Genomic DNA, 14,991 nt, shown 5'->3' with positions numbered 1-14,991 from the left:
AAAATAGATAAAAAATTTGCAAAAACGAAAAGCCACTAAAAATAAGTGGCTTTTATCAGGAAGGACTTATACGTAGAGAATGGCCTGTACCCGCCAGTGATCGATATGGTTATCTTCCTGCATCTGGATGATGCGATACCATGACGCGCCCTGTTCATCGGCCTTTAATGCCACGATACGTTCAACGTCTTGCGGGCTCCCCGAAATGTTATTGACGGAGATATGGCCTATTTCATTCAGACCCGTTACGCAATCCGCACTGGCGAATTCTGCTGACTGCGCGGTGGTGCTCACAAGGCCTGCTGAGAGCAACAGAGAGGTCAAAGCAAGAGTTCGTTTCATCGTCAGCTCCATTTCACATATTTCCGGTATCCGCCGGGCAATCCTTCGCGAATAAACTCCCATTCCTTGTCGCTGGCATGGAGTTTATTGTGGACAGGAAAATGTCTATGGACGCAAAGCAGTGTAAATGTCGTTCAAAGGTAAACCATTATTTTCGGTACAAAATGGCTTGTGAATACCACTGTCCCGTTATGATGGTTTCGTCGATCATAATAATGACGTAATAATCTGCTTTGGCGGCGACGGCTTGTGCCTTTATTGCGTCTTCTGCGTCATCCGGCGAACCGCGAACCAGCGCGGAGACGGTGCCCATTCGCTGTAATCCTTCCGTCTGATTACGACGAATCTCCTGCGGATGATCGGCAACCGGGGGAGCGGGTTGCGGTGTACCCTGCAGTGCGCTACAGCCGCTGAGCAGAAACACCAGCAATAAAGCAGCAAACCTGTGCATAACCATATCTCGTTTCCTGTTAGCCATAGTGTAGTTGTCTGCGAATTTAGTTTTGGGGGAATGTTCCCGAAGTGTTATCTGGTACGCTATTTTCGAATGAAAATAGCGTCAAACCGTAACCCAGTTCTCAACATTATGAATCATTCATTCGTACAGGGTCGACAATGATTGAAATTGAAATACGCCATCTCGGTGAACATGAAATTTTACATGCCGTGCCGGCAGGAAAACGTGATAAACCGCTGCCGGTTGTGGTTTTTTATCATGGGTTTACCTCATCTAAACTGGTTTACAGCTATTTTGCGGTGGCGCTGGCGCAGGCGGGTTTTCGCGTGGTGATGCCGGATGCCCCTGACCACGGGGCGCGCTTCACGGGCGATGGACATGCGCGGCTTGGGCAGTTCTGGCACATTCTGCACGGCAGCCTGACCGAGTTTGCCGGGCTGCGCGATGCGCTTTATGAGGCAGGGCTGGTGGCCGATAATCGGCTGGCGGTGGCCGGGGCGTCGATGGGCGGTATGACGGCGCTGGGGATTATGACGCATCATCCTGACGTGATGTCTGTCGCCTGTCTGATGGGCTCGGGCTATTTTACCTCGCTGGCGAAGACGCTTTTCCCCCCTCAGGATTTAACGCAAATTGCGGCGATGCTGGCAGAGTGGGAAGTGACCCGGGCATTGCCGCGCCTTGCCGATCGCCCGCTGCTGCTGTGGCACGGTGATGCGGATGATGTGGTGCCGCCGGACGGAACCTTCCGCCTGCAACAGGCGTTAAAGAATGAAGGACTGGACGCTAATCTGACCTGTTTGTGGGAATCGGGCGTCCGCCACCGCATCACGCCAACGGCGCTGGACGCCACGGTGGCATTTTTCCGCCAGCACCTTTAAACGCGCAGGACTTTGACGCCCTGATCTTCCAGCTTCTGGAGGATCTCGGGGTTCGCCCCTTTGCCGGTGATCACCATGTCGATCTGTTCTGCGCGGCTGAACAGCATGCCTGCGCGTTCACCGACTTTGCTGCTGTCGACCAGCACTACGAGCTTGCCCACAACGTTAAGCATGTTTTGTTCCGCCATTGCGGTCAGCATATCGGTTTTATACAAACCGTCAGCGGTCAGGCCTTTGCCGCTGGTAAACATCCAGTGCCCGGCGTAGAGACTGTTTTCGCTGTCCTGTGGGCTGAGCGTGATGGACTGGCTTTTATTGTACTGGCCGCCCATGATCACCACGCTCTCATGTTCCTGATCGATCAGGTAGTTAGCCAGCGGCAAATAGTTGGTGATGATTTGCACCGGCTTGCCGCACATCTCGCGACCCAGCAAAAACGCCGTGGAGCCGCAGTTGATGACGACGCTCTCACCGGGGTTCACCAACTGCGATGCCGCTCTGGCAATCCGTACCTTTTCATCGTGATTCTGCGCCTGATGGATATTCATCGGCGACCAGCGTGGACGCTGCTGGCTGATGGCTTCCGCGCCGTTGCGGACTTTTTTCAGCTTGCCGCTCTCATCCAGCTTGTTGATGTCCCGCCGCGCGGTAGCGGGGGAGATGCCTAAACGTTCGATCACTTTCTCGACGGTGATAAACCCTGTTTGCGCCAGGAGTTCCAGTAAAATTTGATGCCGTTGCGCTTCCGTCATGAGCTATTCCGATAAGAATTGATTTGAAAAGATGATATTTGAAATAGCGTGAAATTACTAAAATAAATATGAAATCGCCAGACTCAGGGTCTGGCGATGTGGCCTCATAATCAGAGGAAGGACTTGAACGGAAGATCGGGCTCAATGGTGAAGCAATCATCGAAACCGCGTGGGTAGTGATATTCGAGATTGTCTTTGTCCAGAGGCCAGGTGAACTTGCCGCCGACCTGCCAGATAAACGGCTTAAAGCCATACTTCAGGCGGTCTTTTTTCATCTCCCACAGCACGCGGATTTCCTGCGGATCGGCCTGGAAGTTTGACCAGATATCGTGGTGGAACGGAATAACCACTTTGGTATTCAGCGCTTCCGCCATACGCAGCATGTCGGCGCTGGTCATTTTATCCGTAATACCGCGCGGGTTTTCGCCGTACGAGCCCAGCGCTACGTCAATCTGATGTTCGTTGCCGTGCTTCGCGTAATAGTTGGAGTAGTGGGAGTCACCGCTGTGGTACAGGGAGCCGCCCGGCGTCTTGAACAGGTAGTTCACCGCGCGCTCGTCCATGCCGTCCGGCAGTACGCCCGCAGCTTTCTGGTCGGCCGGCAGGGTAATCAGTGCGGTACGGTCAAAGGCATCCAGGGCGTGGATTTCAATGTCTTTGATTTTCACCACGTCGCCAGGCTTCATTACGATGCAGCGCTCTTTCGGCACGCCCCAGCCAATCCAGAGATCTACGCAGGTTTGCGGCCCGATAAAGGGTACGTCGTCCGCGCAGTTTTGCATTACCGCTGCCGCCACGTTCACGTCAATATGATCGTTATGATCGTGGGTAGAAAGCACAGCGTCGATCTGACGAATGGCAAACGGATCAAGCACAAACGGCGTGGTGCGCAGGTTCGGCTGCAGTTTTTCAACGCCGGCCATACGCTGCATCTGGTGGCCTTTTTTCATCAGCGGATTACCGTGGCTCTGCTTGCCGGTGCCGCACCAGAAATCAACGCAGATATTGGCGCCGCCTTCTGATTTCAGCCAGATACCGGTGCAGCCCAGCCACCACATTGCAAACGTGCCAGGAGCAACCTGTTCCTGCTCGATCTCTTCGTTCAGCCAGCTACCCCACTCCGGGAATGTGCTCAGAATCCATGATTCACGGGTGATGGTTTTCACTTTACTCATCGTTTTGACTCCTGGGTTTAATCAAAAGTAATCACATGGTGATTTGTTGTGATTAATGCTGGCACCATTTAACGCGCTTTGCAATGGTAAAAATGAGGAATTTTATCTGCGCGACTTCACGGACTCTCCGCTATTTACTTGTTAGAGTATCGCATATTAAACATTAATCTAATGAATTATAAGGATTAATTTATTTTCGCAGTACGGTAGTGAAAATCATTACTAACAGCATGGAAATAAATTGCGTGATGCGTCACAAATAATCAAATGCAATCTTGTGGTGATTATTTGTGATTAATAGAGTGATGACACCAACCGCACAGGGATTGCCCCTTGTGTTCTCATTTCTGGAGAGAGTTATGGAGATCCTCTACAACGTCTTTACCGTTTTCTTTAATCAGGTAATGACCAACGCCCCGCTGTTGCTGGGTATCGTGACGTGCCTGGGGTACATCCTGCTGCGCAAAAGCGTCAGCGTGATTATTAAAGGCACCATCAAAACCATTATCGGTTTCATGCTGTTACAGGCGGGGTCAGGCATTCTGACCAGCACGTTTAAGCCAGTTGTAGCCAAAATGTCGGAAGTGTACGGCATTAACGGGGCTATCTCTGATACCTACGCCTCAATGATGGCGACCATCGATCGCATGGGCGATGCCTATAGCTGGGTGGGATATGCGGTTCTGCTCGCGCTGGCGCTGAACATTATCTATGTTCTGCTGCGCCGCATTACCGGTATTCGCACCATCATGCTCACCGGGCACATTATGTTCCAGCAGGCGGGGCTGATCGCGGTTTCTCTCTATATCTTCGGCTACCCCATGTGGACCACAATCATCTGCACCGCCGTGCTGGTCTCGCTCTACTGGGGTATCACCTCCAACATGATGTACAAGCCAACGCAGATAGTGACTGACGGCTGCGGCTTCTCCATCGGTCACCAGCAGCAGTTTGCCGCCTGGCTTGCTTATAAAGTTGCGCCGTACCTGGGCAAAAAAGAAGAGAGCGTTGAAGACCTTAAGCTGCCGGGCTGGCTCAATATCTTCCATGACAACATCGTTTCGACCGCGATTGTGATGACCATCTTCTTCGGCGCCATTCTGCTCTCCTTCGGTATTGACGTGGTGCAGGCGATGGCAGGGAAAACTCACTGGACGGTCTATATCCTGCAGACCGGCTTCTCCTTCGCGGTGGCGATTTTCATCATCACTCAGGGCGTGCGTATGTTCGTCGCCGAACTGTCGGAAGCCTTCAACGGTATCTCTCAGCGCCTGATCCCTGGTGCGGTACTGGCGATTGACTGTGCGGCTATCTATAGCTTTGCGCCAAACGCCGTCGTCTGGGGCTTTATGTGGGGCACCATCGGCCAGCTGATTGCGGTGGGCATTCTGGTGGGTTGCGGTTCCTCAATCCTGATTATTCCTGGCTTTATCCCGATGTTCTTCTCCAACGCCACCATCGGCGTGTTTGCTAACCACTTCGGCGGCTGGCGCGCGGCGCTCAAGATCTGCCTGGTGATGGGCATGGTGGAAATCTTCGGTTGCGTGTGGGCGGTCAAGCTCACCGGTATGAGCGCCTGGATGGGTATGGCGGACTGGTCAATTCTGGCACCGCCGATGATGCAGGGCTTTGCCTCCGTCGGGCTGGTCTTTATGGCCGTCATCATCCTGATTGCTCTGGCTTATATGTTCTTCGCTGGCCGTTCGCTGCGAGCAGAAGAAGATGCGGAAAAACAAACAGCAGAAGTTTCTGCTCACTAAGGAGTATCGATTATGACCGTACGTATCCTGGCTGTGTGTGGCAATGGGCAAGGTAGTTCCATGATCATGAAGATGAAAGTGGACCAGTTTTTAACCCAGTCAAACATCGACCACACGGTGAACAGCTGCGCAGTGGGTGAATACAAAAGTGAACTGAACGGCGCGGACATCATCATCGCTTCAACTCACATTGCCGGTGAGATTAGCGTGTCGGGCAACAAATATGTGGTAGGCGTACGCAACATGCTGTCGCCTGCGGATTTCGGGCCAAAACTGCTGGAAGTGATCAAAGAACACTTCCCACAAGACGTGAAGTAAGGACGCCACATGAAACTACGTGATTCGCTGGCAGAGAATAACTCCATCCTTTTACAGGCCGACGCCAGCACCTGGCAGGAAGCGGTGAAGCTGAGTGTGGATCTGCTGGTTAAGGCGGACGTTGTCGAGCCGCGCTATTACCAGGCCATTCTCGATGGCGTGGCGCAGCACGGCCCCTACTTTGTGATTGCGCCGGGCCTGGCAATGCCGCACGGCCGCCCGGAAGAGGGCGTCAAGAAAACCGGCTTCGCGCTGGTGACGCTGAAAACGCCGCTGGTGTTTAACCACGAAGATAACGACCCGGTCGATATTCTCATCACCATGGCGGCCGTTGATGCCAACACCCACCAGGAGGTCGGCATTATGCAGATCGTCAATCTGTTTGATGACGAAGCCAACTTTGACCGTTTACGCGCCTGCCGCACCGCGCAGGACGTGCTGGATTTAATTGATAACGCCACTGCGGCGGCCGTTTAAGAGGAATTGAACATGTCATTACCAATGTTGCAAGTTGCGCTGGATAACCAGACGCTGTCTCACGCTTACGAAACCACCCGCCTGATTGCGGAAGAGGTGGATATCATCGAAGTGGGGACCATTCTGTGCGTGGGCGAAGGCGTGCGCGCCGTTCGCGACCTGAAGGCGCTCTATCCGCACAAAATCGTGCTGGCGGATGCCAAAATTGCCGACGCAGGCAAAATCCTTTCCCGCATGTGCTTTGAAGCCAACGCCGACTGGGTCACCGTGATCTGCTGTGCGGATATCAACACCGCCAAAGGCGCGCTGGACGTGGCAAAAGAGTTTAACGGCGACGTGCAGATTGAGCTGACCGGCTTCTGGACCTGGGAGCAGGCGCAGGAATGGCGCGAAGCGGGCATCCAGCAGGTGGTTTACCACCGCAGCCGCGATGCCCAGGCCGCAGGCGTGGCGTGGGGCGAAGCGGATATCAGCGCGATTAAGCGTCTGGCGGATATGGGCTTCAAAGTCACCGTCACCGGTGGCCTGGCGCTGGAAGATCTGCCGCTGTTCCAGGGTATCCCTATTCACGTCTTTATCGCCGGCCGCAGCATTCGCGACGCGGCCTCTCCGGTCGAAGCGGCGCGTCAGTTCAAACGTTCAATCGCTCAGCTTTGGGGCTAAGGAGCGGGTATGTTGTCAAAACAGGTCCCGCTTGGCATCTATGAAAAGGCACTCCCTGCGGGGGAGTGCTGGCTGGAGCGGTTACAGCTGGCAAAACAGCTGGGTTTCGACTTTGTCGAAATGTCAGTGGATGAGACGGACGAGCGTCTCTCTCGCCTGGACTGGAGCCGCGAACAGCGTCTGGCGCTGGTGAGCGCCATTGCCGAGACCGGCGTGCGCGTGCCGTCCATGTGCCTGAGCGCCCATCGTCGTTTCCCTCTGGGATGTGAAGATGATGCCGTGCGTGCTGAAGGGCTGGAGATCATGCGCAAAGCCATTCGCTTTGCCCAGGACGTGGGTATCCGCGTGATCCAACTGGCGGGTTATGACGTTTACTATCAGGAAGCCAACGATGAAACGCGCCGTCGTTTCCGTGACGGCCTGAAAGAGAGCGTTGAGATGGCAAGCCGCGCGCAGGTTACGCTGGCGATGGAGATCATGGACTACCCGTTGATGAACTCCATCAGCAAAGCGCTGGGCTATGCGCACTATCTGAATAACCCATGGTTCCAGCTTTATCCGGATATCGGCAACCTGTCGGCATGGGATAACGACGTGCAGATGGAGCTGCAGGCGGGCATCGGGCATATCGTGGCGGTGCATGTTAAAGATACCCGTCCTGGCGTATTTAAAAACGTACCGTTTGGCACCGGGGTGGTGGATTTCGAACGGTGCTTCGAGACGCTCAGGCAGACAGGCTATTGCGGGCCTTACCTGATTGAGATGTGGAGCGAAACGTCAGACGACCCGGCTGCGGAAGTAGCAAAAGCGCGGGACTGGGTGCGCGAGCGGATGGTGCGGGCGGGTTTGCTGGAGGTTGAACATGCTTAAGCTGAAACAGCAGGTCTTTGAAGCCAATATGGATCTGCCGCGCTATGGCCTGGTCACGTTCACCTGGGGCAACGTGAGCGCTATCGACCGCGAGCAGGGGCTAATCGTGATTAAGCCGAGCGGCGTGGCGTATGACACCATGAAAGCAGACGATATGGTGGTGGTGGATCTCGACGGAAACGTCGTGGAGGGAAAATGGCGTCCCTCTTCAGATACCGCAACCCATCTGGCGCTGTACCGGCGATATCCGTCCCTTGGCGGCGTGGTGCATACCCACTCCACGCACGCGACGGCCTGGGCACAGGCGGGGCTGCCCATCCCGGCGCTGGGCACGACCCACGCGGACTACTTCTTTGGCGACATTCCCTGCACGCGAGCGTTAACGCAGGCTGAAGTAGAAGGGGAGTACGAACGCAACACCGGCAAGGTGATTATCGAAACACTGGGTGAAACGGAACCGCTGCATACGCCGGGGATTGTGGTGTATCAGCACGGTCCATTCTCCTGGGGTAAAGATGCTCACGACGCGGTACACAATGCTGTCGTGATGGAGGAGGTGGCTAAAATGGCGTGGATTGCCCGCGGCATTAATCCGCAGCTTCAGGGCATTGATGATTACCTGATGAACAAGCATTTCATGCGCAAGCACGGCCCAAATGCCTACTACGGGCAGAAGTGAATAAGTGCTCTGGAATACCAAAAAACAGTTGTAACCGGTGGTATTCCGGAGCCATTCACAAAAAAAAGCCCCCGGGCAGGGGGCAACGTCAACTATGGCTATGTTTTCGTTGTTGGCTTTCCTGGTGCTAGCGTTAAGGCGTTACCGGTAGATATCTGCACTGGCGTGCATATTGCCGTTGCTGCCGGGCTCACGGGTTAACATCACATGGTAATAGGTTGCGCCCTGGGCATCGGTCTCTTCATTTAGTGCCTGATCTGCTTCGCTTTCAGTGGCGAAATTATGATTGATATAGATTACGCCTAAGCTGTGCACATCATCCATGTTTCTGGCCTGCCGGCCGTCTATTTTGATGGCTGCCATCGCGTTTGCACTGAGCAAAAGCGCAGCCATTATGGCTAATGCGATTTTTTTCATGATATGCGCTCCACGACTGCGTGCTGTGAGAGGGGAATGCTCCTTCTTTAATTCAGTGGGTCTCTGATTAAAGTGTAATCACTCATCCGGCGGGGATACGTGACCATTTCTGATGCAGTTGTTCAAAAAAGCAACGCTTCCGGATGCGTTTAATATTAAATCACCCACTTAGACCAGCTTTACGCTTTGTGCGAATTATTTGTGCAATCAGCTTGAGTTTCCAGGGGCGCGCAAGTATTATGACGCGTCAATTTTTCAGCCGACCTTTAACACGTTCCTTGCCTCCCCGGGCCTCGGCTGACCCAGACAGGAGGCTGAATAATCCGTAAGGAGCAATTCGATGCGTCATTACGAAATCGTTTTTATGGTCCATCCTGACCAGAGCGAACAGGTTCCGGGTATGATCGAGCGTTATTCTGCTGCCATCACTGGTGCAGAAGGTACGATCCACCGTCTGGAAGACTGGGGCCGCCGTCAGCTGGCTTACCCGATCAACAAACTGCACAAAGCACACTACGTTCTGATGAACGTTGAAGCGCCGCAGGAAGTGATCGATGAGCTGGAAACTACCTTCCGCTTCAACGATGCCGTTATCCGCAGCATGGTTATGCGTACCAAAAACGCAGTTACCGAAGCATCTCCGATGGTTAAAGCGAAAGACGAGCGCCGTGAGCGTCGCGATGATTTCGCAAACGAAACCGCAGATGATTCTGATGCTGGGGATTCTGAAGAGTAATTTCTGATGACCAACCGTCTGGCGTTGTCCGGCATCGTATGCAGGGCTCCCCTTCGAAAGGTCAGTCCATCAGGAATTCCGCATTGCCAGTTCGTGCTTGAGCATCGTTCTGTGCAAGAGGAAGCCGGGTTTCACCGGCAGGCGTGGTGCCAAATGCCCGTTATTATTAGCGGACACGAAAACCAGGCCATTACTCACAGTTTAACGGTCGGTAGCGCAGTAATCGTTCAGGGGTTCATCTCTTGCCATAAGGCAAAGAACGGCCTGAGCAAAATGGTTCTGCATGCCGAGCAGATTGATTTGATAGATACTGGAGACTAGCCATATGGCACGTTATTTCCGTCGTCGCAAGTTCTGCCGTTTCACCGCGGAAGGCGTTCAAGAGATCGACTATAAAGATATCGCAACGCTGAAAAACTACATCACCGAAAGCGGTAAGATTGTCCCAAGCCGTATCACCGGTACTCGTGCAAAATATCAGCGTCAGCTGGCTCGCGCTATCAAACGCGCTCGCTACCTGTCCCTGCTGCCGTACACTGATCGTCATCAGTAATCGGGCACGGTCCATTAATACGACTTTAAGAGGATAAGGTAATGCAAGTTATTCTGCTTGATAAAGTAGCAAACCTGGGCAGCCTGGGTGATCAGGTAAACGTAAAAGCGGGCTACGCTCGTAACTTCCTGGTTCCACAGGGTAAAGCTGTTCCAGCTACTAAGAAAAACGTAGAGTTTTTCGAAGCACGTCGTGCTGAACTGGAAGCCAAACTGGCTGACGTTCTGGCGGCTGCTAACGCTCGCGCTGAAGCAATCAACGCACTGGGCACTGTTACCATCGCTTCCAAAGCTGGCGACGAAGGTAAACTGTTCGGTTCCATCGGTACCCGCGATATCGCTGATGCAGTTACTGCAGCAGGCGTTAAAGTGGCTAAGAGCGAAGTTCGCATGCCGAACGGCGTTCTGCGTACCACTGGTGAGCACGAAGTTGACTTCCAGGTTCACAGCGAAGTGTTCGCTAAACTGGTTGTTAACGTTGTAGCTGAGTAATTTTACTCTGCTCGCTTCGAAGCGCCGGCCTTGTGCCGGCGTTTTGCTTTTTTAAGGCTACCGACCATTCTCTTTTTATCTTGTATGGTAGCTATTCCTGACGCATTCTCAGATAATAAAATGAAACGCAATTTTATTTATGAGATTTGTCATGGATACCGCTCTGCCCACGCCCGTCTTTGCCCGTCGAAATGTGGCCTATGCCTGCGCCACGCTCTGCTGTTTACTCTGGGGAAGCTCGTACCCGGCCATTAAAAATGGCTATGAACTCTTTCAGATTGCGACCGATGACATCCCATCCAAAGTTGTTTTTGCCGGATACCGCTTTCTGTTTGCCGGTGCGCTGCTGCTGCTGTTTGCTCTGGCCCAGCGAAAACCGATTGGCAGGCTCACGCCCACGCAGTTTGGCCAGCTCACGATCCTCGGACTGACCCAGACGACAATCCAGTACACCTTCTTCTATGTAGGGCTTGCCTACACGACGGGGGTGAATGGCTCAATCATGAACGCCACCGGCACCTTCTTCAGCGTGCTGCTGGCGCACTTTATCTATCACAACGACAAACTCAGCTATAACAAAACGCTGGGCTGTATTCTCGGGTTTGCCGGGGTGATGCTGGTGAATTTCCACAGTGGGTTAAGCGATTTCCAGTTTGTCTGGAAAGGTGACGGCTTCGTGGTGCTGGCGGCCTTTATTCTCTCTGCCGCCACGCTTTACGGGAAACGTATTTCCCAGACCGTCGACCCAACGGTGATGACCGGCTGGCAGCTGGCGATAGGCGGGGCTGCGCTGGTTGCAGGAGGCTATGCCACGGGCGGGACGCTGGAAGTGCACAGCATGAAGGCTGTCGCGGTGCTGGGGTATCTGACGCTGCTCTCATCCGTGGCGTTCGCCCTGTGGAGTGCACTGCTGAAAGTGAACCGGGTGAGCATGATTGCCCCGTTCAATTTTGTCATTCCGGTTGCAGGGACGGTGCTTTCCGCAATCTTTCTCGGCGAAAATATTCTGGATATCAAATATGCGATTGCGCTGGTGCTGGTCTGCTCGGGGATCTGGTGGGTGAATAAACGGAGTGCCTGAGAACAAAAGTGCCGGGTGGCGGCTTCGCCTTACCCGGCCTATGCCATTAACGTGCTCTGATGAAACTACCGTCCGGCTGGCGGGTAAACAGTACCTGCTGCCCATTTCCGGTATCAATCGTCAGCCCGGTGACCACGCCGCTGGCGTTCTGGCGAATCTGCACCATCTGGCCGTTCTGTAAATTGCTCAGTGGTTTACCTGCGCCTTCCACTTTTGCCATGGCATACACGTCGGTCGGCGGCAGGTTGTGGTCGCGGAAAAGCTGTGCCAGCGTTTTGCCCGGCTCCACGCGATAGGAACGCCACTGCTGTTCGATGCCGCTGGTCTGCTGGGTTTGCGGCTCAGACGGGGCCGCGGCCTGCTCCTGCGGCTGTTCATCCTGAACGGGTTCAGGTTCAACCGGCGCGACCTGGCCTGGATCGTTAGACGGGGTCACCAGCTGTGTCTGCATGGGCTGCGCGTCAGGCTGCGGCCGCGTTTGCGACTGAATATCCAGCTGCGCATTGCGGGTAACAGGCGCGGTATCGACATCATCACCGCCGGAAGGAAGCAGGAAGCCCACGATGACCATCAGCGCACCAATGATGATCCCCCTGCGGTGCAGAGGAGGCAGCGGGTCCATAATGCGAAAATTGTCCGGCGCCTGCCAGATTTTCGCCAGGGTAGGTTTCAGTTCAAATCGCCCGGGCATGGCTCTCCTCCTGCTCCGCGTCTTTTATATCCTGTGCTTCGAAGTATAGTTCGCTAACTGCCTGAACGACGTAACAAACCCGACTTCCGTGACATCAGTTCGGGATTAATCCTGGTTGCCTCTATTGTTTCTGTTTCGTCGCGGTTTGTCACCCTAACTTAAGACAAAGTTTTACCCATAAGGGCATGGCTGATATGCTGCCCGCTACTTTAAATGTGATGGAAGGAAAACCCATGACCACCCCGACTTTTGACACTATCGAAGCGCAGGCAAGTTACGGTATCGGCTTGCAGGTAGGACAGCAGCTGAGCGAATCCGGCCTGGAAGGTCTGTTACCTGAAGCGCTGGTGGCGGGTATCGCTGACGCGCTGGAAGGTAAACAGCCTGCCGTTCCGGTTGACGTTGTGCACCGTGCGCTGCGTGAAATTCACGAACGTGCTGACGCCGTGCGTCGCGCGCGTTTCGAAGAGATGGCAGCCGAAGGCGTGAAATATCTGGAAGAGAACCGCGAGCGTGAAGGCGTGAACAGCACCGAGTCTGGCCTGCAGTTCCGCGTGATCAACCAGGGCGACGGCGCTATCCCGGCGCGTACCGACCATGTTCGCGTTCACTACACCGGTAAACTGATCGACGGTACCGTGTTCGACAGCTCCGTGGCGCGCGGCGAACCGGCTGAATTCCCGGTCAACGGCGTTATCGCGGGTTGGATCGAAGCCCTGACCCTGATGCCAGTCGGTTCCAAATGGGAACTGACCATCCCGCACAACCTGGCCTACGGCGAGCGTGGCGCTGGCGCGTCCATTCCGCCATTCAGCACCCTGGTATTTGAAGTCGAACTGCTGGAAATCCTGTAATCGACTTTTCTTATTTCCTCTCTCCGCTCGGGGAGAGGAAATAGTGATAAAACCTATAGTTACGACAGAATTAATATTTTATCTTGCAAACGAAACTGTTGCGTGTATTTTTGTGAGCTGTTTCGCGCTGTATGAGTGATATGACACTCACTTTCAACATATTATTAACATAATATCTAAATCATAGTATTCATCCCGCCGATTCTTACCTAATATCGATAAACCCTTACAAAGGGACCGTCATTTATTTGACGTTTTTAAAGGCCAGAAGAGCCTTAACAACACAGACAGGCATAAACAGGAAAAATTACATGGTAGATCAGGTCAAAGTCGCCGCTGCAGAAGAGGCGACGTCTGAACAGTCGCTACGGCGCAATCTCACAAACCGTCATATACAGCTTATCGCCATTGGCGGTGCCATCGGCACCGGGCTGTTTATGGGATCGGGCAAAACCATCAGTCTTGCCGGGCCGTCGATCATTTTCGTTTATATGATCATCGGTTTTATGCTCTTCTTCGTGATGCGTGCAATGGGTGAATTGCTGCTCTCGAACCTCGAATACAAATCCTTCAGCGACTTCGCGTCTGACCTGCTCGGGCCATGGGCGGGCTATTTTACCGGGTGGACCTACTGGTTCTGCTGGGTGGTCACCGGAATGGCGGACGTCGTGGCGATTACCGCCTACGCGCAGTTCTGGTTCCCGGGGCTGTCGGACTGGGTCGCCTCGCTGGCGGTGATTATTCTGCTGCTGAGCCTCAACCTCGCCACCGTGAAAATGTTCGGTGAGATGGAGTTCTGGTTCGCGATGATCAAGATCGTCGCTATCGTGGGGCTGATTGTTGTGGGCCTGGTGATGGTATTGACGCACTTCCAGTCGCCAACGGGCGTTCAGGCGTCCTTTACCCATCTGTGGAACGACGGCGGCTGGTTCCCGAAAGGCATCAGCGGCTTCTTTGCTGGCTTCCAGATTGCGGTGTTTGCGTTTGTAGGGATTGAGCTGGTGGGGACTACGGCTGCGGAAACCAAAGACCCGGAGAAATCCCTGCCGCGTGCCATCAACTCTATTCCGCTGCGCATTATTATGTTCTACGTCTTCGCGCTGATCATTATTATGTCCGTGACGCCGTGGAGCTCCGTGGTGCCCAGCAAGAGTCCGTTCGTTGAGCTGTTTGTGCTGGTAGGGCTGCCCGCTGCCGCTAGCCTGATTAACTTCGTGGTACTGACCTCAGCGGCATCGTCTGCGAACAGCGGCGTGTTCTCCACCAGCCGTATGCTATTTGGTCTGGCGCAGGAGGGCGTGGCGCCGAGCGCCTTTGCGAAACTGTCTAAACGTGCGGTGCCGGCGAAAGGGCTGACCTTCTCCTGCATGTGCCTGTTGGGGGGCGTGGTGATGCTCTACGTGAACCCAAGCGTGATTGGCGCGTTCACTATGATCACCACGGTCTCGGCGATCCTGTTCATGTTCGTCTGGACCATTATCCTGTGCTCGTACCTGGTGTACCGCAAACAGCGTCCACACCTGCATGAGAAATCGATCTACAAGATGCCGCTGGGCAAGCTGATGTGCTGGGTGTGCATGGCGTTCTTCGTGTTCGTTCTGGTGCTGCTGACGCTGGAAGATGATACCCGTCAGGCGCTGATCGTCACGCCGCTGTGGTTTATCGCGCTGGGGCTGGGCTGGCTGTTTATCGGTAAGAAACGTATAGCAGGCATGCGTTAAGCATGTTGCCGGGTGGCGCTGACGCTTACCCGGCCTATGTTCGAGGACGTTGTAGGCCCGGTAAGCGCTAGCG

At 54.1% G+C, this 14,991-nt stretch carries 20 protein-coding genes; 14 read left to right on the top strand and 6 right to left on the bottom strand.

Translation table 11 applies throughout. The annotated features are described in order from the left end of the window. Positions 1 to 66: 66 nt before the first annotated feature. Together yjfN and bsmA are read right to left on the bottom strand one after the other, a co-directional pair. On the bottom strand, positions 67 to 354 hold the full coding sequence (yjfN, locus tag URZ40_RS06880; protein ID WP_045134420.1) for a DUF1471 family protease activator YjfN: 288 nt from the start codon (positions 352 to 354) through the stop codon (positions 67 to 69). A gap of 136 nt (positions 355 to 490) precedes the next feature. Next, positions 491 to 820, bottom strand: a complete 330-nt coding sequence (bsmA, locus tag URZ40_RS06875; RefSeq protein ID WP_028015263.1) for a biofilm peroxide resistance protein BsmA — start codon at positions 818 to 820, stop codon at positions 491 to 493. Between the two features lie 137 nt (positions 821 to 957). Here bsmA and yjfP point away from each other — a divergent pair, with 137 nt between their 5' ends. Next, positions 958 to 1,680, top strand: coding sequence for an esterase (gene yjfP, locus URZ40_RS06870; protein ID WP_192984715.1), 723 nt, complete (start codon positions 958 to 960; stop codon positions 1,678 to 1,680). On the opposite strand, the gene ulaR is transcribed toward yjfP, so the two are convergent. Both ulaR and ulaG read right to left on the bottom strand, forming a co-directional pair. Further along, positions 1,677 to 2,432, bottom strand: coding sequence for an HTH-type transcriptional regulator UlaR (gene ulaR / locus URZ40_RS06865; protein WP_024907324.1), 756 nt, complete (start codon positions 2,430 to 2,432; stop codon positions 1,677 to 1,679). The two genes, yjfP and ulaR, sit on opposite strands and share 4 nt — an antisense overlap. A gap of 110 nt (positions 2,433 to 2,542) precedes the next feature. Continuing rightward, positions 2,543 to 3,607, bottom strand: coding sequence for an L-ascorbate 6-phosphate lactonase (ulaG, locus tag URZ40_RS06860; protein WP_006810379.1), 1,065 nt, complete (start codon positions 3,605 to 3,607; stop codon positions 2,543 to 2,545). 359 nt (positions 3,608 to 3,966) lie between these two features. Here ulaG and ulaA point away from each other — a divergent pair, with 359 nt between their 5' ends. From ulaA to URZ40_RS06830, 6 genes are read left to right on the top strand one after another with little or no spacing between them, the layout of a single operon-like run. Beyond that, the gene (gene ulaA, locus URZ40_RS06855) at positions 3,967 to 5,367 is read left to right on the top strand and encodes a PTS ascorbate transporter subunit IIC (protein WP_080328803.1); all 1,401 of its coding nucleotides are present in this window, start codon (positions 3,967 to 3,969) and stop codon (positions 5,365 to 5,367) included. Between the two features lie 12 nt (positions 5,368 to 5,379). Beyond that, entirely contained in the window at positions 5,380 to 5,685 is a 306-nt protein-coding gene (gene ulaB, locus URZ40_RS06850; RefSeq protein ID WP_003856022.1) for a PTS ascorbate transporter subunit IIB, read from the top strand. 9 nt (positions 5,686 to 5,694) lie between these two features. Next, positions 5,695 to 6,162 carry a PTS ascorbate transporter subunit IIA gene (gene ulaC, locus URZ40_RS06845; protein ID WP_061099468.1) on the top strand — a complete coding sequence of 156 codons (468 nt, stop codon included), beginning with the start codon at positions 5,695 to 5,697 and terminating at the stop codon, positions 6,160 to 6,162. A gap of 12 nt (positions 6,163 to 6,174) precedes the next feature. Continuing rightward, complete coding sequence (gene ulaD / locus URZ40_RS06840) at positions 6,175 to 6,825, top strand: 3-keto-L-gulonate-6-phosphate decarboxylase UlaD (protein WP_017694667.1); 651 nt, start codon at positions 6,175 to 6,177, stop codon at positions 6,823 to 6,825. A 9-nt stretch (positions 6,826 to 6,834) separates the two neighbouring features. Continuing rightward, positions 6,835 to 7,695: an L-ribulose-5-phosphate 3-epimerase gene (locus URZ40_RS06835; protein ID WP_116343606.1), complete on the top strand. Its 861-nt coding sequence runs from the start codon at positions 6,835 to 6,837 to the stop codon at positions 7,693 to 7,695. Continuing rightward, positions 7,688 to 8,374: an L-ribulose-5-phosphate 4-epimerase gene (locus tag URZ40_RS06830; protein ID WP_316379809.1), complete on the top strand. Its 687-nt coding sequence runs from the start codon at positions 7,688 to 7,690 to the stop codon at positions 8,372 to 8,374. Before URZ40_RS06835 ends, URZ40_RS06830 begins: the two co-directional genes overlap by 8 nt. A 141-nt stretch (positions 8,375 to 8,515) precedes the next feature. Here the strand turns inward: URZ40_RS06830 and yjfY are convergent, their stop codons facing one another. After that, positions 8,516 to 8,791, bottom strand: a complete 276-nt coding sequence (gene yjfY, locus URZ40_RS06825) for a DUF1471 family protein YjfY (protein ID WP_116343604.1) — start codon at positions 8,789 to 8,791, stop codon at positions 8,516 to 8,518. A gap of 340 nt (positions 8,792 to 9,131) precedes the next feature. Between yjfY and rpsF the strand changes: the two genes are divergently transcribed. The 5 genes from rpsF to URZ40_RS06800 all read left to right on the top strand — a co-directional run bounded on the left by rpsF (position 9,132) and on the right by URZ40_RS06800 (position 11,652). Beyond that, a complete protein-coding gene (rpsF, locus tag URZ40_RS06820) occupies positions 9,132 to 9,527 on the top strand; it encodes a 30S ribosomal protein S6 (protein ID WP_014068637.1) in 396 nt (131 codons plus the stop codon). Positions 9,528 to 9,533: 6 nt separating this feature from the next. Next, positions 9,534 to 9,848 (top strand): primosomal replication protein N, encoded by a 315-nt coding sequence (priB, locus tag URZ40_RS06815; protein ID WP_028015270.1) that lies wholly within the window; start codon positions 9,534 to 9,536, stop codon positions 9,846 to 9,848. Positions 9,849 to 9,852: 4 nt separating this feature from the next. Beyond that, positions 9,853 to 10,080 (top strand): 30S ribosomal protein S18, encoded by a 228-nt coding sequence (gene rpsR, locus URZ40_RS06810; protein ID WP_000135199.1) that lies wholly within the window; start codon positions 9,853 to 9,855, stop codon positions 10,078 to 10,080. A gap of 41 nt (positions 10,081 to 10,121) precedes the next feature. Further along, entirely contained in the window at positions 10,122 to 10,571 is a 450-nt protein-coding gene (gene rplI / locus URZ40_RS06805) for a 50S ribosomal protein L9 (protein ID WP_006810372.1), read from the top strand. Between the two features lie 151 nt (positions 10,572 to 10,722). Continuing rightward, positions 10,723 to 11,652, top strand: a complete 930-nt coding sequence (locus URZ40_RS06800; RefSeq protein ID WP_320720126.1) for a DMT family transporter — start codon at positions 10,723 to 10,725, stop codon at positions 11,650 to 11,652. Between the two features lie 46 nt (positions 11,653 to 11,698). Here URZ40_RS06800 and URZ40_RS06795 read toward each other — a convergent pair whose 3' ends face one another. After that, positions 11,699 to 12,343, bottom strand: coding sequence for an OapA family protein (locus URZ40_RS06795; protein WP_320720125.1), 645 nt, complete (start codon positions 12,341 to 12,343; stop codon positions 11,699 to 11,701). Positions 12,344 to 12,576: 233 nt separating this feature from the next. On the opposite strand from URZ40_RS06795, the gene fklB reads away from it, so the two are divergent. Both fklB and cycA read left to right on the top strand, forming a co-directional pair. Next, on the top strand, positions 12,577 to 13,197 hold the full coding sequence (fklB, locus tag URZ40_RS06790; protein ID WP_008502892.1) for an FKBP-type peptidyl-prolyl cis-trans isomerase: 621 nt from the start codon (positions 12,577 to 12,579) through the stop codon (positions 13,195 to 13,197). A gap of 311 nt (positions 13,198 to 13,508) precedes the next feature. After that, positions 13,509 to 14,918 carry a D-serine/D-alanine/glycine transporter gene (gene cycA / locus URZ40_RS06785; protein WP_316379806.1) on the top strand — a complete coding sequence of 470 codons (1,410 nt, stop codon included), beginning with the start codon at positions 13,509 to 13,511 and terminating at the stop codon, positions 14,916 to 14,918. Positions 14,919 to 14,991: the final 73 nt, after the last annotated feature.

Origin of the sequence: Enterobacter sp. 296B2, from assembly GCF_034106185.1 — a bacterium.
GTDB lineage: Bacteria > Pseudomonadota > Gammaproteobacteria > Enterobacterales > Enterobacteriaceae > Enterobacter > Enterobacter cloacae_N.
Note: the sequence above shows the minus strand (reverse complement) of the source record. Positions and strands in the feature narration are given on the sequence as shown.

Coding starts and splice junctions, on each gene's coding strand:
- URZ40_RS06830 (WP_316379809.1), top strand. CDS start 7,688: ATGCTTAAGCTGAAACAGCAGGTCTTTGAAGCCAATATGGATCTGCCG.
- cycA (WP_316379806.1), top strand. CDS start 13,509: ATGGTAGATCAGGTCAAAGTCGCCGCTGCAGAAGAGGCGACGTCTGAA.
- bsmA (WP_028015263.1), bottom strand. CDS start 820: ATGGCTAACAGGAAACGAGATATGGTTATGCACAGGTTTGCTGCTTTA.
- rpsF (WP_014068637.1), top strand. CDS start 9,132: ATGCGTCATTACGAAATCGTTTTTATGGTCCATCCTGACCAGAGCGAA.
- yjfY (WP_116343604.1), bottom strand. CDS start 8,791: ATGAAAAAAATCGCATTAGCCATAATGGCTGCGCTTTTGCTCAGTGCA.
- yjfP (WP_192984715.1), top strand. CDS start 958: ATGATTGAAATTGAAATACGCCATCTCGGTGAACATGAAATTTTACAT.
- rplI (WP_006810372.1), top strand. CDS start 10,122: ATGCAAGTTATTCTGCTTGATAAAGTAGCAAACCTGGGCAGCCTGGGT.
- ulaA (WP_080328803.1), top strand. CDS start 3,967: ATGGAGATCCTCTACAACGTCTTTACCGTTTTCTTTAATCAGGTAATG.
- ulaC (WP_061099468.1), top strand. CDS start 5,695: ATGAAACTACGTGATTCGCTGGCAGAGAATAACTCCATCCTTTTACAG.
- ulaD (WP_017694667.1), top strand. CDS start 6,175: ATGTCATTACCAATGTTGCAAGTTGCGCTGGATAACCAGACGCTGTCT.
- rpsR (WP_000135199.1), top strand. CDS start 9,853: ATGGCACGTTATTTCCGTCGTCGCAAGTTCTGCCGTTTCACCGCGGAA.
- ulaG (WP_006810379.1), bottom strand. CDS start 3,607: ATGAGTAAAGTGAAAACCATCACCCGTGAATCATGGATTCTGAGCACA.
- ulaB (WP_003856022.1), top strand. CDS start 5,380: ATGACCGTACGTATCCTGGCTGTGTGTGGCAATGGGCAAGGTAGTTCC.
- URZ40_RS06795 (WP_320720125.1), bottom strand. CDS start 12,343: ATGCCCGGGCGATTTGAACTGAAACCTACCCTGGCGAAAATCTGGCAG.
- URZ40_RS06800 (WP_320720126.1), top strand. CDS start 10,723: ATGGATACCGCTCTGCCCACGCCCGTCTTTGCCCGTCGAAATGTGGCC.
- yjfN (WP_045134420.1), bottom strand. CDS start 354: ATGGAGCTGACGATGAAACGAACTCTTGCTTTGACCTCTCTGTTGCTC.
- fklB (WP_008502892.1), top strand. CDS start 12,577: ATGACCACCCCGACTTTTGACACTATCGAAGCGCAGGCAAGTTACGGT.
- priB (WP_028015270.1), top strand. CDS start 9,534: ATGACCAACCGTCTGGCGTTGTCCGGCATCGTATGCAGGGCTCCCCTT.
- URZ40_RS06835 (WP_116343606.1), top strand. CDS start 6,835: ATGTTGTCAAAACAGGTCCCGCTTGGCATCTATGAAAAGGCACTCCCT.
- ulaR (WP_024907324.1), bottom strand. CDS start 2,432: ATGACGGAAGCGCAACGGCATCAAATTTTACTGGAACTCCTGGCGCAA.